Here is a 16,452-nt window from a genome sequence, read left to right as displayed (position 1 = left end):
CCAAGCCCGCCAGGGTCTCAATCGACGCAACGGGAGCAGACCTGAGGTGCCAGGATTGGCTGGTGGCCCGATCAAACATCCACGCGGGGATCTCCAGCCAGCGATCGGATGCGATGTCGGTCAGGCTAAAACGGAATGCCGGCTGGCTGGCCTTCTTAACGACCTCGTGGACATAAACCCGTCGGCCCGCCCACGGATGCCACGGATAAAGAAGCTCACGCTCATCAGTCCTGTGGGCGTTCTGTGATCGAGTTGTACAACCACCAGCGGCCCCACGCCGCCCATGGCGGACAGCCGCCCGCCGTGGTCTACTTCAACCAGATCGAAACCGACCAGCAGGGGCAGAGAGTAGCTTAGATATCCCCGAAAACTGTCCAAGGATCGGGGAGTAGCTCATCCTCCTTCCCGAAAATATCACGGAAAGAAGGCTACGGGGACGTATGATCGTGGGTCAACGGGCGCACGAAGAGTCCACCAAATTTCTTGACAAACTACCAAATAATGATGCCAAATTGATAGAGCGTTATCTAAAAGGACTCAGTAAATGAAGTCCACTTCTATCCTTACGATAGCCATCTCGTCACTAGCTATTAGTGCCCAACTAACATTCGCGAACGAACATGAGACGAAAAGAAATGGAGAAACAATTCTCCTTTTCGACAGCTCCGGTTCCATGGCCGGGCGCTTCGAGAACAATACAAAATTCCGCCTAGCTGTAAACGCATTAGACGTTATATCACAACAATTAACTGATGTTGATACCTTAGGCTTCATCGCACTAGGAAACACTTCACGTGACCAATGTTCGCAAGAAACATTCTCCGGGTCTTTGTCAAGACTAACATCACGAGAATTAATAAACACCGCCAGAAATCTACGTCCCCGAGGCGATACTCCGTTAGCTATCGCTTTAGGAAGAGCCGTTAGCGCAACACCTAGAGACATACCCTTGCAAATAATAGTCATAACAGATGGTCAAGACTCCTGTTCAAATGACGTATGCATAGCAGCCAAAACAATCGCTGAGAATTCAAAAGAAGTCCGAATAGATGTAATAGGGTTTTCAGACCCAAACTTGATTTCTCAACAGGCACCATTTTGCATGTCTACGGCGACCGGAGGCCGTTATATCCAAGCGACCAATATTCTGGACATTCGATCGCTTACCAATGGGCTCACTTCAGCAGAGGCTCTATTACTATGCAGCTCCACACCAGAATATAGGAGATCAAACAACTGCACATTCAGGGTTAAACAAGACGTAAATGGAAATGTCTTTAGAATTGGCGCTAATGGCCTTAACGACGCAACAGATATACGTCTATTAGATACCGAAGATCTCTCATCGGCATCATTTACGACAGAGCAAGTTGACAAAATCCTCCAAGCTGTCTCGCTTTATAGCCCGTACACCTCACAAATCCTGATCAATAAGGCATTGGTGTGCTCCTTAGATGAGAGTTCTGAACCCAACAGCGCGATGCTGTCAATAGCATTAATTGCCGCAAAAACGAAAGTTCAATGCTCAAATCAACAGTCAAATACGCGCTGGCTTAACATATCTAGAAATTTCATAGCAAAACTACGGACTGATGAATGCATCAACATCAGATCGGAAGATCTAAACACAAAAGAAAAACTGATTGACGAAGCTCTAGACGATTACGTTTTTTCAGGAATAAAAACTGTCTTACAAGCGGAGCTTATTAAAGAACTTCTCCTTTTTGACGACTGGTGGAGAGCCTGCACTCAACCTGCCATCCATACCAATTCGCCATACCTGTCAAGCAGATCGATTAGTGAACTATATCTATCAAGAGAAAATCTAATGTCACTAAAATCGACGGAGTCAACCGCAACAAGAGCCGAAGTTCGTGATTCACATGCTGAGGGTACAAAGCCAATATCGTCTTTAAGCGATCTCTATAACGATAATAGCAACGGACTACTGAGAACTACCAATGAGATAAAAACTTTTTGTGATGCATACGATCCCCAATGGAGAAGACGAAAACCAGAAACGGACAGCCTCGACTTAGAAGAACTAAATGCAGGATGCTTTACATATAAACCGTTATCAAAAGAAGGTACTATAATAAACAAATCTAATAATATATACTCCGGATTTGGAACTATAGTGTTCTTGAACTCAGGGAACTATAAATTAGATGCGGGAAACACCGGCAGCGCGCTATTTGCAAATCTTCATCAGGTTAACGACTCCAGAACCTATGACATAATTTCATTTCCAGTTTTTTTTGGAACATCAGGAAAAGAAATGTCATCTGTGGAAGAAGTTTATTCCTTTCATTTCGTACCACGTGTTGACGTTACATTCGCGAAAAACTTGATTACCGTTCCCGATATTCCTACCGAAGTTCGTCAGGCACTTATCGCTGATGGGGAAGGAATTCAAAAGGAACTCACCCAGTTAATGATGCCGGATCGTTCACAAATAAACATCCCCCAAATTCAAAAGAACCTTCACTTATCAACTTCTGGTTTGCTAGGTACCCCTTGGTATCACCTTGGTTCGCTGGCAGACGTATGCACAACAGTCTCGAAATTCAAAGAGAACGGCGAGATCTTTTCACTATATGGATGGGATGCACTACTAACTGAAGAAGACGCAGCAGATATGACTAATTTCTGCGGCACAGATTCAGGCCCCCAATGTTTAGCAAGAATAATTGATGTATTGAGATGCACTGACCTCAACAGCAATGCTCAATTGGTGGGAACTGAACAGTATGATATGGATGTTGTAGAGCACATCATTAAGCGGGATATACGACAATGATGATTCGCAGCATGATAATATTTTTTATTGCTACATCTAGCTCCTCATCGGTAGCATTTGAGATCGAGCATTCAAGGTCTAAACTTCACATACCGTCAGGCAGTAAAATTACTCTCACCTCACCAACAACAATTGAAGTAGATGACTTCATATTGGAGGGAGAACTTTCAACAGCCGGCAAGCTTTTCAAAGTATCAGCAGATTCGATATACATGGGCTCCTCTAGCGCCCTAACCGCTTATTTAGATACTGATGCACCAGCCCCGCCGCCGAAAATTTCGAGCTATACGACTGCGGCAAGCTCCGGAGCAGTTCCTCCAGAACAACTATCCGATTATTACTATATCGGCGGAACATCTGAAGGTGGCGCGAATGGTTCAGATGGTCGGATGGGAAGCGAAGGCTTAGGGGGCAATGTTAATCCTGGGCCGATCTTGATCACCGGTCGAAATATTGAACTTAGTGGAAAAGTGGATCTAAAAGGTCAACCTGGCTCTCTTGGGGGGGAGGGGCAAGACGGTCAGGACGGCGGGATGGGAGGACCTGGACAAAACGCTGCCTGCGGGAGAGGTAATACAACCTATTACTGTTATTCGGGCGGAAAGAAATCCGGTCCAGGTGGACTAGGTGGCTTGGGAGGCCAAGGAGGAAAAGGAGGTCCTGGAGGATCGGCGGTTCCTTTTATAGTTCTTGCCCTCGAGAAATTGACAATAAACGCAGTGCCTAAGTCTGTTCCAGGCTCTGGTGGCTTGGGTGGAGGACCGGGAAGTCGAGGAATTAGGGGTTCGGCCGGGGCAGAAGGCCATTCGTGTAGTGCAACGCCCAAGTGGGGCTCTGCTTTTGGCTCATGCTCAGCAGGCGGTGGTGCCCGCACAACTGTAGAAATAGAAGACAAACGTAAAACAAAAGACTTTGGTAAAGGCCTCGATGGGGCTGACGGTGATAACGTTAACTGGGTATCGGTGTTAACTGACCTTAACATTGAAAAACCTCCGGATTTCCTCTCTGCAAACGTTGCTAGTCAGTTGATGGCTACAGGCGGAGCATCAAGCGAAATTGTTATGAAGGCAGTCACAATAGAAATAATCGGTCGGTTTGCTGTGACAATTCTCGAATTAAGTGAGACATACAGTAAGATCGAAAATGATGCTGATAGGCGAAAAATTGAGCAGGAAGTGTCAGCAAGATTATCAGTTTTAGCAGAAAAAGCTGAAGCTCTAAGTCCCTCCATGACTGGCATATCCTCTTTACTACAAACTTCTTCTCAAGAAGCGTTTTTGACGAAGCTTTCAATGATGCTTCCAATACTTAGAAGGGACTTTACGCTTCAAGTCGCAAGTCTTAAAAATAGTTGCAATGCTCTACGTCAGTCGACTGAGCCATACTTTGGGAGTCAAGTACAATTTTATTTCCCCCGAGAGTTTGGATTGTGCACAACTGCAGACTATAGTTGGCTGCCCTTCGTTTTGGAAAACTCTTCAATTACTGTAGGTGTCCGACCGATTCAGGTTCCTGACGATCTGCAACCTTACATTGTAATAGAATCAACTCCAATTATCGGCATAGATTCAGGTACCACTGCCGACGGTATAACAATCCGTGAGACAGGCGAGAACTTAGCCAAAGACCTAGAAGAGAACAGAGATCTTTTGTTAAGGCTGAACCGTGGAGAAGTAGTACCAGGGACGATAAGGCTAAGCGGCAGGCTCAAAGACGAAACGGTTTCATCTATGCTTTCAAGATTGGATAGCGACTTAGAAAATCTCGGAAAGGATCAACTTGATGCTTATCCGTCTCATAGTCGATAGAAGGCAAGCGTTGCTTTTGGCTTTCGCGAGCGCTGCCTTCGTACGTTCTAATCTTTTCGCTCATGCCCAAGGTGGAAACCTGTGTGCGAGATATGTGAACGGCATTATTCATGTGTGCGATGATACGAGAGAGCCCGGGTTTGGAGAAACGCCAGGTTCTAGTACATCACCCACGCCTTGGCATACCTGGAACGATGATGCACTTCGTCAATGGGACGCCGACTTACAAAGATGGCAAGGTGTCCGCGCCGAAACAGCAGCCCGGGTATCAGCACTCGTGGCCAGCCTGCGGGAAGGTGACATGGATGAAGAAATTGTTTTTCCGGAACTTGAGAAAAAGCTGGACACTGTCCTTAGAGAACTCGCTAACAACTACGTTCCAGCGCCTTCACCCTCATCTGCGAACGTAGCAGCATTCTGGAAGGCAATAGGCGAAGCAAAAGATGGAGCGGAAAAGATACTTGCTGTCAATAAAAGTTTGTTAGGCGCTTCCGCCTCAGACAAAAATTATGAGCATCTATCTCAATTTATTAACTCTAATGGCCTTATTAAAGGATCAGCGTTTCAAGATGTTGTCGAGTTGACCCCGACATCCAATGACAATCTGCGCGGAGCAACTCTTGTCGCAAATACCAACTTTATTTTATTAGCAGACAGTGCCCTGCGGGATCTTAAAGCTTCTGGCGCAATACCTGATGAACCTTACCGAACTGCACTAGAAGTTAATCAAGCGAATCTCGTATCAAGCTTACTTTTGACATCCTCCAGCGCTACCTATCCTGTAAGCCTTAGCCAACTAGAAGCGTCTAGCGTAGCTAGTAGTCCGATCTCAAACTTCTTGCGCGGCGTTGGAGGAGGATTTACAGGAGCAGCTAATGAAGCAATAGTTGCCTTTGCCGCAATTGTTGCGCATCCCGTTGACTCTGGAAGAGCTATAGCAAAAGCGCTTTTCGACGTTCCTGCTTTAGCAGAAGCTATCGGTGCTACGTTAGCAAGTGCGTGGGAGACACTCCGCCAAGGAACGTCTCAGGAAAGAGGAGAACTGTTTGGTAGACTCAGTTTTGAGATTGCCACTGCTATCGCAGGAGGTGCTTTAGCTAATCGAATTGTTGCCTCGGCACAATTAAGCAATAAAATTCGCTTTCTAACCGATCAGTTTGCTCTCAGAGGTTACGCGAAAAAAATTCAGTCCAGTACATCTTTGGTTCCAGAAGGCCTGAAGTTTATATCCAATTATACTTCGGAAGGTTTTGAGACATTATGGAAGTACCAGCGAGAAACCGACGCGGTTATTGACTACTTGAGAGCTGCGGAAGGACAATTCGACGAGCTTATGCAGGTCCAGTTTCTTCCTGATGGAACATTATCAAACGCCGGACAACTGCTCAAAGATAGCTGGAACGATATAATTAAGGATACTCATGAGCTAATAACAGAAACTGGACTTGTTATCGGCTTGTCTAATGCAAAAGAGCTAGTTGATAGAGCATGGGTTCTTCGTGAGGAGGGGATAGTTCCACATTCCGCTGCTCATTACGCTGATCGCCGGTATGCCGAGACCTTTGAGCTTGCAGTACGGCAGCGTTTTGGCGGAATAGAAGGTACCCCTGAAAACTTTAGGGGTTATCAGGTAGATGTGGTCACGGACGATTACCTGATCCAAGCGTCAGTCAATGACTTCCGCCGCTCGCCTGCTGCAGTTAACTCATTTGTCACTGGTAAAAGAAACCAAGTTGAAATGACTAGGACACTGGCTGACGAGAGCGGATTAAAAGCAGCTTATTATTTCCGGAGAAAGCCTCCCCCTGAAATAGATGAGTTCCTGCGCTCGATGGGAATGGATGACGTTTGGTGGGACCTTGAATGAAAGTTCACAGGAAAATAATATACCTGATCTTGTTGGTTTGCTTTGTTCAATCGAACGAAGTTCTAGCTTCTGCCACCTGTCCTCTTCAGTACTCGCACGAAGAGCCAGATAACGAAGATCCTGCTGCTGTGGCAGCAAGAATTGCAGGAAACATCTCCCTTGGGACTTATAAAGAAGTCAAACGAGCGGAAGCAACTGAAATCGAGGCTACTCTTAATGATTGTATTAATTTGCATGAAAGCACCGATAGTGAATTAGATGATCTATATGATGCCAAAACGTGTGTTACAGAATTTTCAGTTATCTTTTTGGACATTTATCAGGAATTATCCAACAATGGTGATGCGCACGCCCGGCAGAAGGCGTATCAATTCTTTCTCGAGCAATGGAGTTTTCTTTTTGCGAACCCTGAATCAGGGGCACTTGTGAGCTGTAACTTAGTTGTTTCGGATAAATTGTCTGCCGAGAGTTTGGCAAGGCTTGAAACAGAAGTACTACTAGTTATGGGAATAAGTACGCAAAGAAGGGATAGAAATATAGGCTATTGGCGGGCGCTTTTGTCCGATATTATTTCAGATACGGGTGCTCGCTGTCAAGATGGTTGCAGTCGGCTTTTCTGGCTTAGAGGAATGCTTCCAAGATGATGCAACGTATTTTAATAGTTTTAATTTTTTTAATGTCTTGGATCAGTCCAGTGCATTCTTCCGGTATAGATGAGTTAAAGAAAAAAATTGAAGATATCACAGAAGCTTTGGAGAAGGATGCTATAAAGTATGAGACACTGTATCCAAATGAACTAAAATTGATAGTTAAGTATCGCATAGGATGGGCTTGGTTGGTTTCACTTTCTGACAATAGATATTCCTTAAGGGTTCTTGCCTATGGTATCGATCGTAATAAAAATAATGTTGACTACTTGTCTTATGTTGAGCCGGCTGCATCAGCGGGAGGCATGCCGCCTGACATCAATATAGTTTCATCCGCGATAGTTCGTGAAAATACAGTTTTGATCGCCTTAGAAACAGAAATAAGAAATAAATTAAAACCTTGTAGCGATACTGCGTCTGAGGATATTATGTCGCTTGTTCCACTAAGCTCGATTATCAGTATTCAAGCACCAGATTTCGGGACTTTTCCCAGCTTGCACCATGATCCGACACTTAGAATTAAATTTATAATCGACGACGATGGCAACGTCTCACTTGCTCCTGATGCGTATGCTGGAGAGGCCACCAACCCAAGTGGCAAGCATACAGTTCCTGGAATAGCCAGTACATTGTCTGGCGCCCTAGTGTTATTTGCGGCTGAAAAAGCCGGTGTTGCGGGGGGGGCGTCGAGTTTTAGTGCTGGCTTTGCTGCGGCTGTCATTGCTGGTTTAGTGTACTTTACGGTTTCTCATATTGAGGATGGAATTGAACAGGGCGAGCTGGCTGACGCTGTTGCTGCCATGAATAGGGTTATAAATAGGATCTATCAGGCTCAAAAGATTGCTTATTTGGAAATGGAAGACCAATACGTTAGCTTTATTACGGAAGTTTGTCGTGCCAGTTTCCAGTCAGCTTTAGAAGCACAGCTGGTTGAATTAGAAAACCTTGCCGTTAAACGGCAGGAGATAATGGATCGATATAGTTCTGAAATGAAACGGCTAGGAGAAGTCAAGTCTGATGAAAGCTGGGATGAGGTTGAATGTGCCATATTCGGATGTGGGGAGGATACTCAAAGCGTACTTACCCTGCCGTTGGATCGCCTGATTGACCATTATGTAAATAATACTCGTCCTTAATAGTATGATTATTTGTTCGATTATTATCATTCTGATCGCTTCAATATATTATGATAGGTCTTTAGTAGGGAGTGCCCCCTGGTTGTCCTTCGTTCATAACGGGTCGGCCCTGAACAAATTGCTCTGCCCCCTGAAAACTGGACCGTTTGATACTGGAGTTTTCCGGCGGTCCAAGGTTGGGGAGCAGCGCACAGCCCCGAGGACTCTCGTTATGAACGAGGGACGACCGGGAGGCAGGCCACTTCCGTATCTGCGACTTTCTATCCGAACACTGCTGGACGATGCTTTGAAACGGTCGTTTGTGAAGCGTTGCAAAGCAGGGCTCTTCCGGGTCGGGTCACGCGAAGGATGCAGCATTTCTTGGTGCTGCTATTGTCTGCAGGTTTGGCTCCTCCTGCAGGTTGCCTGCGCCAGCTAAGGAGTTCGTTCCTGAATAGCAGCGCTCCTTAAAGGGCCGATGCTGTAAACCGCATTGTAAGATTAAATGGCGGATATGGGGCAGGCGGACCTGCATCGTTGATCTTGAGGAGGGCAGGGGGAGCGGGGTTGTCAACGGCATCGAAGCTGGCCCTTTGTTCCAAGCGCTCACAGCAGCCGGGATCGGATGACGGTGCTACCACGTTTACGATCACCTGGCACTCGTTGCGGTGTCTCAGCCGAACGCCGGCAGGTCAGCTCTACCCGACAAGGACTGCCGACGATGTCCGACTTCACCCTCTACTACTGGCCAGTGCCATTTCGCGGCGAGTTCGTCCGGGCCATTCTTGCGCATGTTGGCGCCTCGGTGGACGAACCCGGCAGTGACGCGATCAGTGCCATGATGAGCATGGACACTCGGGACCAGCCGGTGCCGCACATGGCACCGCCGATGCTGGTGGACAATGTTTCCGGTAAGGCCGTGGCGGAAATGCCGGCGATCTGCTTCTGGTTGGGCGAACGGTTTGAGCTTCTTCCGGTCGACCAGCACCCGAGGGCCCTTGTCCTGAAGATCGTGAACGACGCCAATGATGTCCTGGATGAGATGACGCTCGATGGCGGCAAGGCGATGTGGACTGAGAAATCCTGGGCAGACTACCTTCCGCGCCTACGCCGTTGGATGACGATCTGGGAAGCCACAGCGGAGCAGGGCTTTCTTCCAGACCAGCCGCTCGGACTTGCGCAGATCGTGACGGCAACGCTGTGGGGAACCATGACCGAGCAACTGCCGGAGCTTCGCCCGCTTCTCGAAGCGGAAGCCCCGCAGGTTGCCCTGCTGACCTCCCGCATCCGGTCACACGGCGCTCTTGCCGGCCAAGCGGAGGAAAGCCGCCGCCGTTTCGGACAAGCTTGGTGTGGCGGCGAGATCGAGAAATCACTACGCAGGGTCCTGCGAGGGTAGGGATTGCGTAGCTTGAAGGACCCATCAGAGACATTGGAGCACGCAGCAGCGAATGCAACTGCAGCAAGCGCAGTAGGCCCATAGTTGCCTGTCGGCCGTCGTGAACGCTGCAAGGCAGCGTTGGCGGAACTGCCCTCAGCCCTGAACATCGGCTATTGGATCAGTCTAGCTGCCCCGGAAAGTTCTTTCGACGGCCAGTCTCCAGATTACGCACCATGTTGTCGACGCCAATTGTATAGAACTCGCCGACGCTGATGGCTGTGCTCCCCTTCAACTCCCACTGGTGCTCGGTGATCACCCCGATCACGGCGTTAACCAGCCCGATCACATCGTCTGCGTCCAGTGGATAGTCGATGTAGATACGCGCGGGATCCTTGAAGTACCGCTTGTCGAGATGAGCGAAAAACTTGTCACGGCGACTCATGATTGCATTTATCGTCTTGCGCCGCGTTTCCAACTCACTGATCTGTTTTTCCAAGACCTCGACCTTAGGGGGGCCGGATTTCCATGTGATGTTTGATCGATTCTTCGTGCAGAAGTCGAGGAATGCAAACAAGCTTCCGTCTGCTCGGCGCGGATCCTCCAGCAGCCGTGCCGTTGCAAGATGCAGGTCGGTCTCGACCGAAAAGAGCAAGGGATGGAGAAGCGGCTCGATCTCCCAGAGCCGGACCCCATGCATGCTGTGCTGCCGGGTAAGCTCACGGTAGACAGCTAGCTTGGGTACGAGGCCCGGCGGCTCTGTGCCTTGGATGAGCGCGACATAGCTGTAAAGCCGCTCTTCATAGTTCGCCTGGATCTGGGCCTTCACGGTCTCTCCTATTTCCCACACCGCAGCTTGCTTGTTGCACGTTGCGGAAAAGTCGACTCATCCCGAAGCGGGCGCAACTAGCTGCTCAGGTGGCGCGTGACTGCTGGACAGAGTTTCGAACGGCTTCGCAGAACGATTGCAGCAGTCTTGCATCGGTTGTCAGCCTTGTGCGCAGCCGTGGAGAAAGCTCCAGTTGTACACCCATACCGGACCGCGTGCGGTTACAAATGTTTGCCTCATCAAGCCCCGGAAGCCGTTGGTTGATCTCCGCGCCGAAGCCAGCTTCTTGTAGCGAGATTCTGACAGCTTCGCGTAGGCAGGTGTCGCGACCACCTAACCAAACCGCGTCTGTCCCATCGCGCCGCCGCCCATGGATAGCAATTGAGGTCGAAGACTTGCCGACAAGCTCTATGGCCGAAGGCTCATCGAAACGATGGGAGGTAATGTGATAATGGCCGTGAGGCCCGTTTCGCAGGGCTTCAAAAGCGTAAAACGATAAATCGGTTCCCGCAATTGCCTCGGCTATTTCAGATGTACTTGGTTCGATCCATCCGCCGTGCGGTGCGAGTATCACCGCCTCTGAACCACGATCCAAGGCTCGGATGCGATAGTCGATGCCGAGGCGCTCGCTATCGGCAAGCTCGATAAAGGATTTGTATCGATCGGCCATGATGCATCATCAAAGCACGCGCAAGAGCTTGTCAACCAATCACACGATCCCAGATGTAGTCGGCCCAAAGCTGCTCTCCACATCGAACGCGGCGGGAAACCGATCCCAGCCTAAAGCTGCCGATCGACAGGAGTGCGGCAGCCGGCGCACCCAAGTCAAAGCGATTAAAAGACCATTTCCAAGCGTGTGTACGCCTTGCGCCCGCATCCCAGACGTAGAACGGGACGGGAGCGATATTCGCAGCAGCCGTTTCAACTGCTCCGATTTCCTCTTCTCGCTGATTATCAGCGGAGGAGATCCGGAAGATCGTATAGTAGCTGCAAGGCGTCGGGCCATCCGACCTCAGAGAACAACTGCAGGATCTCGACCAGCATCGTACGCCGCTTGGGATCTTCGAAGATACCTCGATGGTCTGCAATGTACCGCTTCACGACCTTCACGACGGCGGTGTTGCCGAGGCTTTCGTAGTGATACCCTTCCTCAGAGCCCACCCCGGTGAGGATCGAGTGTATCGCCGTGAATACGGCTACTGGGTTGCCGGGGATCAGATGCTCGTACAGTTCAATCAGGTAATGAAGCGTGCTGGGCTCTCGCGACTGCCGCAAGAGCGTGAGGATCGCTGCATAGTCTGCCAAGAACCGTGACTTGGCATCGAGACTGTTCAGGCCCGGCCCATCTTCCTTGTCCTCCGCCTGCGCGTCAGCACCGAAGTAGAGTTGCATCATGGCATGGTGGATCACATGCTCGGCGGCGCTGTAGCGCGCGCCTGCGGCCCTCTTCATGTCGTGTGTGGCCGCCGCCGACACCAGGACTGTGTGTTCCTTCGCCGATATATCCAGCGCTGGCCCCAGGATTGCTTTGAGCCCATCCTGTGCGCGGTCGCACATGTCCCGGTCGCCTTGCGTGGCATCGGCCGCGTAGCGCCGGAAGAATGTACCCCGTAAGCAGGAGGTGTACGCGTTCAGCGCTTCCAGGAAGAACTGTGGGTTCGCTGCCCATTCCTCAATCCAGGTACGGGCTATCGGCCGACCTTGCCTAACATGCAGTTGCGCAGCCCAGCCGCCGAGACATTCCTGCAGGCGGTCCCCGGAGCTGTCCTCGTCGGAGAACTCGCTGAGCCGGTCTTTCGCTATGGTCAGGATGCGTTCACAGCGTTCCGGTTCGGCATGGCTGGACCACCTCAGCGCGTGTGCGAGGTATGACGTCAGGATCTGCTCGTCGCTCTCGCTAGCAGCGATGCGCTCGCCCATCGACCACATCCGGCTGGGAGCCGCCTTGCCGATAACCTGGAGGTTCTGCGCGGCCTGCAGCCGAACGGCGGGCTCATGGTCGTGCAGGATCGCCTCGATCCGGTCGACGATCTCCGGTCGCTCCTCGGCGAAGCGCGGCGCCAGCGAGACCCAGGCTTTCGCTGCGTATACTCTCACCGACAAGTTCCCCCAACTGATGCTCATTCCTCGGTTTCGCGCGGTTCGGGATACCGGCTCGACGACAGCCGATCGAGCACCGCGAACATCGTGTCCAGGTCGGGCAGGCCGTCCGCGCCCGGAGCGTAGTTCGGGCTGGAGGCGATGCGCTCAACTGCGTTCGAGATGTGGCCCCAAGCCGAGTGGTCAACCTGGCCGTGGAGTCCGGTATTGTCATCGACTGCGGCAGTCAGCGCCATTGCATCCGACCACAGCGCCGCGAGTGCAGCCGCTTCGCTGTCATCCGGCGTGGCCTGGTATTTGGCGCTCAGCGCTTTCGATGCATCGAAGATCAACCGGTTGGGGCCGGCATCCATGTCGACGCCTTTCCGACGCAGTTGCTCCATCTCCCAATCTTCGTGACCGCCCCAAGACATGCGGAAGCTTCTGATTGGCCGATTCTCCTCAAGTTCCCCATCCTTCTCCATCTGCCGGCGCAGATCGTGGGTGGCGTCGAGGATAATCTCTTCCTCGGGGATCAACGCGAGCAGCCGGCCTACGATGCGGCGCCACCGCCTATTTTGGTCCTGATCCGGATGCCGCATGTCATCCAGCATCATCGTCTCGAGCTGTTCCTTCTCCTCCGCCGTCCGCGACGGCCAGGCCGCGGCGACGAAGCGCACGGCGTCGCGGAGGGTGTCGCCGTTCTCGATCAGGTCTGAGCTGGTCGTCAGCGGCCAGACGAAGTCGCCGACCTCTCCGATACGTTCGCTCGCGACGCCCAGTATCCGGGTCCACACCGAGGCAGTCGCGTAGTCCTGTGAGGCCGCAGCGACGCTCGCCGAGAAGGCGTCGGCGTCGCATCCGCGCAGGAATGCCACATAGCTGGTGAGGATGTCGTCCCCTCTTCCGGATGTATCCTCGTTCTTCTCTTCCCAGGCATTGAATTCGACGTTAAGGCCGCGGAACTCGACCTCCGCGCTGCCAAGATTGATGACAACGGGTTCGTCGGGTTCGCCATAGCCTTCCATCGCGGCCCTGCCGATGACCGCGTCAATGACTGCGCGTGTCCCATGCTCGGGCGATATCTCGAGGAACCTGCGAAGCGATTTTCCCAGATGCCAACGCGAATGCTCGTAGTCCTGTCGCCGATTTGACGACAACGGCAATATGCGGCTCCGTAAACCACCGAAGGCAGATGTGGCGGTGTCGGTGATCATCTGGCCGTAGATGCAACGATACACCTCGACTGCGAAGGCAGGGTCTGCCGCGGCGATCGGTATGATTTGCTCGGACAGCCAGGGAGCCTCGCGGTCGGCGTGCTGGGAGAAGTGCGGGTCACGTAGGATGCGATCGAGCAGAGCGCGTGATGCTGCCACGTCAGAGGCAAAGCTTTTTCCTACGAACCTGATAGCGCTGACCTTTGTCGCTTCCAGTGGTGAAGAATGAGACCAAGCAAATTCCAGCATCGCTCGGGCAGTACGCCCGAAGACGTCGAGCAGGACGGGATCGGTGAGGTCGGCATGCTCGAATACAGCGTGCATGAGCACCCGGGCGGGATCGATTAGCGGGAGCTGGTCGGCCCGCATGAGCTGTTCGGACAGGGTCGCCCAAGCGATCGCGCACTCTGGCATGACGCTGCGGGTCGCCTCGATCCTCATCGCCACGAAGCGACTTAAGCGGTTCAGCAGGCTCGCGAGCTTCGCGTTGTCAGACGTCGCCGCCACGCGTTCGACGAGATCGGTGAGGTCTTCGGCGTGAGCCACGTTGTCCGAGAGGATACGCAGCGCGACGTTGCCGAGCACTGGATCGACCTTAGTCGCCGAGAATATATCGCACACCAGCTTCCAGCTATGGGGCCGCCCTTGTGTGTCGACGCGCCAGATCCGCTCGATCGCGAACCGGAGCGCTGGCGCGAGCATAAGTGCGACCGAGGTGTCGCCCTCGAGCTGCGCGATCAGTCGATCGGGATCGTGCCACGCGAGGTAGAACCGGCCGGCGACATGGTCGAACAGGATGTGGTGGGAGAAGCGTACCAAGTCACCCGTGGTGGCGAGAACGCCGGCCTGGATGACTTGGTCGACGTCCATGTGCCGTACATCAACCTTGCGGACCGCGAGTCTGCGGCTTGCTGCCATGGCTGTCACGGCCTCGGCAGCAGCCTGGGTCATGCCGGTCGACGGCATGCGGCGGTCCTCGTAAGTGTCTATGAGCCCTGATTGGGTCGTAATTCCGGCGAATCCGGCTGGATCGGCGCTGTCAGCTAGTAACTCAGCGGCTAGGGAAAGGTTGAAAACGTTGCGCAGCAGCCCGGCGAGCGCTCCGGTTGCGGAAGCTAGCAGCGCTGCGACCTCCGCAGATGCGGTCCCCGCCGCGGCGATATCCCTGTCGGTCAAGCGAGGGACGGTGAAGTGCCGGATGGTGCCGAGGGTTGGTTCGGCGTACGCAGCGTCGGCCGGGGCGCCCGCGAAGGCGGCGCGGTACCGACGGCCGTTGCGCAGGTCGAATGTGCGGATCGACGCGGCCACCGTCCAATCGCCGCCGAGTTCGGCCATGACCCGTTCTATCAAAGTGGCAAAAACGCCCTCGGACAACCCTCCACGGGCCGCGTCCAGCGCGTCGATGATCAGGAAACGCGGTTGCGATCCTGGTGAGGCTGACAGGACCTCGACGAGGTCATGCCCGAGGCGCAGTTCCGAATTGAGGTCTGCGGCGATAGCAACGCCCGGGAAACGATCGACCGAGAGAAAGACTACCAGGGCGCCTTCGGCGATGAGAGACCTCGCCGCGTGAACGAGAGCGCCGGTCTTCCCTGCGCCCGGCTCACCCACGACCAGCAGCGAACCGGCCTTGATTGCCACTAACATAGGCACGTCGCTTTCGCGCGTGATTGTGATTCCGCCGGCGAGAGGGAGTTTCCCGTGGACCGCGAGCCGGTCCAGTTCCGCCGCAGTCACAGCGCGTAACCGGGCGATGTCCTCATCATACCGCGGCGCGCCGACATCCACGTGGCCGCGCCGCCGGAGGGCCCGCAGCAGGCCGTCTCTGTTCGCAGGCGCTCCGCTTCCGATGAGGTCACGCATGATGCCGCGTAGGTCGCGCAAGGGCGCGTCGCCGGCGGCATCCCCGCCGTAGAGATGACGCCCGAGAATCGCCGAGGCCTCGCGCCAGTCAGCATCGCCTTCGTCCATGGCGAATCTCGCGACATGGAAGGACCGAGCCATGTCAGTTAAGTCGTCAGCAGTGGGCGCGACCTTGTGTGCAGCCGTCCACGCCGCGGTGACGATCGTTTCCAGCGCACTGAGGGCGGTGCGCTGCGCGGCGTTGCGCTCAGCCTTCGTGACGACCCATGCACCACCCAGGTCGAAAGCTCGGCAAGCCGCCTCAAGGTCGTCGAGGGTGCGGGCCGCATCCACCCGCACCGCCAGCACAGCGGCATTGCGCGTCGGGTCTGGCGCGGCGCCTGACGCCTTGGCTTCAAACATCCAGTTAGCGAGCTGGGCGCCGGTTTTCGCCAGTGGCGCGCTTTCACCGGTGGCGAGCGTGGCAGAGGTCTTGTTCTGGATGTACAGCGCGCCGCCGTCGGATTGAGAAACTTCGATGTCGTCCAAACCAGCGCCGGTCTCGAGCCGGATTGCTACAGGAAGCGCCGTGTTGTTGATACTGAAGCGGCCACCGACCGGAAGCCGCGCCAGGATGTGGACCGCGAACCAAGTCGCCACCGCGGCCTGGAACGCCATGCCGGCTTCGGTCGCCCGGCCGCCTGCCCGCATCTGCTTGCTTTTCGGTGTTTTCGCCGGTGCCGTAGTCATGCGGACACTGTGGCGGAATTCTACTGTTCCACAAGCACTTCTGCGCTGGTGCTGACGGATGTCCGCAAAGAGACTCTAGCACTTGATAGCTGACATTCAGCTGGCGGCGCTATAACGGTC

At 53.2% G+C, this 16,452-nt stretch carries 10 protein-coding genes; 6 read left to right on the top strand and 4 right to left on the bottom strand.

Annotation, left to right across the window (positions count from 1 at the left end):
- The first annotated feature begins 544 nt into the window (after positions 1 to 544).
- From RAH32_RS18285 to gst, 6 genes are all read left to right on the top strand, one after another.
- A complete protein-coding gene (locus tag RAH32_RS18285; protein ID WP_306609867.1) occupies positions 545 to 2,800 on the top strand; it encodes a vWA domain-containing protein in 2,256 nt (751 codons plus the stop codon).
- On the top strand, positions 2,797 to 4,608 hold the full coding sequence (locus RAH32_RS18280) for a hypothetical protein (RefSeq protein WP_306609866.1): 1,812 nt from the start codon (positions 2,797 to 2,799) through the stop codon (positions 4,606 to 4,608). The genes RAH32_RS18285 and RAH32_RS18280 overlap by 4 nt, the downstream gene beginning before the upstream one ends.
- The gene (locus RAH32_RS18275; protein ID WP_306609865.1) at positions 4,583 to 6,475 is read left to right on the top strand and encodes a restriction endonuclease fold toxin; all 1,893 of its coding nucleotides are present in this window, start codon (positions 4,583 to 4,585) and stop codon (positions 6,473 to 6,475) included. The genes RAH32_RS18280 and RAH32_RS18275 overlap by 26 nt, the downstream gene beginning before the upstream one ends.
- Complete coding sequence (locus tag RAH32_RS18270; RefSeq protein WP_306609864.1) at positions 6,472 to 7,119, top strand: hypothetical protein; 648 nt, start codon at positions 6,472 to 6,474, stop codon at positions 7,117 to 7,119. The genes RAH32_RS18275 and RAH32_RS18270 overlap by 4 nt, the downstream gene beginning before the upstream one ends.
- The gene (locus RAH32_RS18265; RefSeq protein WP_306609863.1) at positions 7,116 to 8,258 is read left to right on the top strand and encodes a hypothetical protein; all 1,143 of its coding nucleotides are present in this window, start codon (positions 7,116 to 7,118) and stop codon (positions 8,256 to 8,258) included. Before RAH32_RS18270 ends, RAH32_RS18265 begins: the two co-directional genes overlap by 4 nt.
- 700 nt (positions 8,259 to 8,958) lie before the next feature.
- Positions 8,959 to 9,636: a glutathione transferase, Atu5508 family gene (gene gst, locus RAH32_RS18260; RefSeq protein WP_306609862.1), complete on the top strand. Its 678-nt coding sequence runs from the start codon at positions 8,959 to 8,961 to the stop codon at positions 9,634 to 9,636.
- Positions 9,637 to 9,796: 160 nt separating this feature from the next.
- Here the strand turns inward: gst and RAH32_RS18255 are convergent, their stop codons facing one another.
- The 4 genes from RAH32_RS18255 to RAH32_RS18240 form a co-directional block, all read right to left on the bottom strand.
- The gene (locus RAH32_RS18255; RefSeq protein ID WP_306609861.1) at positions 9,797 to 10,444 is read right to left on the bottom strand and encodes an AbiU2 domain-containing protein; all 648 of its coding nucleotides are present in this window, start codon (positions 10,442 to 10,444) and stop codon (positions 9,797 to 9,799) included.
- An 85-nt stretch (positions 10,445 to 10,529) separates the two neighbouring features.
- On the bottom strand, positions 10,530 to 11,114 hold the full coding sequence (locus RAH32_RS18250) for a poly-gamma-glutamate hydrolase family protein (RefSeq protein WP_306609860.1): 585 nt from the start codon (positions 11,112 to 11,114) through the stop codon (positions 10,530 to 10,532).
- A 284-nt stretch (positions 11,115 to 11,398) separates the two neighbouring features.
- On the bottom strand, positions 11,399 to 12,568 hold the full coding sequence (locus RAH32_RS18245) for a hypothetical protein (RefSeq protein ID WP_306609859.1): 1,170 nt from the start codon (positions 12,566 to 12,568) through the stop codon (positions 11,399 to 11,401).
- Positions 12,565 to 16,332 carry a P-loop NTPase family protein gene (locus RAH32_RS18240; RefSeq protein ID WP_306609858.1) on the bottom strand — a complete coding sequence of 1,256 codons (3,768 nt, stop codon included), beginning with the start codon at positions 16,330 to 16,332 and terminating at the stop codon, positions 12,565 to 12,567. Before RAH32_RS18240 ends, RAH32_RS18245 begins: the two co-directional genes overlap by 4 nt.
- Positions 16,333 to 16,452 lie beyond the last annotated feature (120 nt).

It is taken from the genome of Paracoccus yibinensis (genome assembly GCF_030846195.1).
Taxonomy (GTDB): domain Bacteria; phylum Pseudomonadota; class Alphaproteobacteria; order Rhodobacterales; family Rhodobacteraceae; genus Paracoccus; species Paracoccus yibinensis.
The sequence above is the reverse complement of the archived record's forward strand: the minus strand, read 5'-3'. Positions and strand labels throughout refer to the sequence as shown.

Excerpts from the sequence above, each read along its gene's own strand:
- RAH32_RS18285 (WP_306609867.1), top strand. The coding sequence starts at position 545 with ATGAAGTCCACTTCTATCCTTACGATAGCCATCTCGTCACTAGCTATT.
- RAH32_RS18245 (WP_306609859.1), bottom strand. The coding sequence starts at position 12,568 with ATGAGCATCAGTTGGGGGAACTTGTCGGTGAGAGTATACGCAGCGAAA.
- RAH32_RS18275 (WP_306609865.1), top strand. The coding sequence starts at position 4,583 with ATGCTTATCCGTCTCATAGTCGATAGAAGGCAAGCGTTGCTTTTGGCT.
- gst (WP_306609862.1), top strand. The coding sequence starts at position 8,959 with ATGTCCGACTTCACCCTCTACTACTGGCCAGTGCCATTTCGCGGCGAG.
- RAH32_RS18280 (WP_306609866.1), top strand. The coding sequence starts at position 2,797 with ATGATGATTCGCAGCATGATAATATTTTTTATTGCTACATCTAGCTCC.
- RAH32_RS18240 (WP_306609858.1), bottom strand. The coding sequence starts at position 16,332 with ATGACTACGGCACCGGCGAAAACACCGAAAAGCAAGCAGATGCGGGCA.
- RAH32_RS18250 (WP_306609860.1), bottom strand. The coding sequence starts at position 11,114 with ATGGCCGATCGATACAAATCCTTTATCGAGCTTGCCGATAGCGAGCGC.
- RAH32_RS18265 (WP_306609863.1), top strand. The coding sequence starts at position 7,116 with ATGATGCAACGTATTTTAATAGTTTTAATTTTTTTAATGTCTTGGATC.
- RAH32_RS18270 (WP_306609864.1), top strand. The coding sequence starts at position 6,472 with ATGAAAGTTCACAGGAAAATAATATACCTGATCTTGTTGGTTTGCTTT.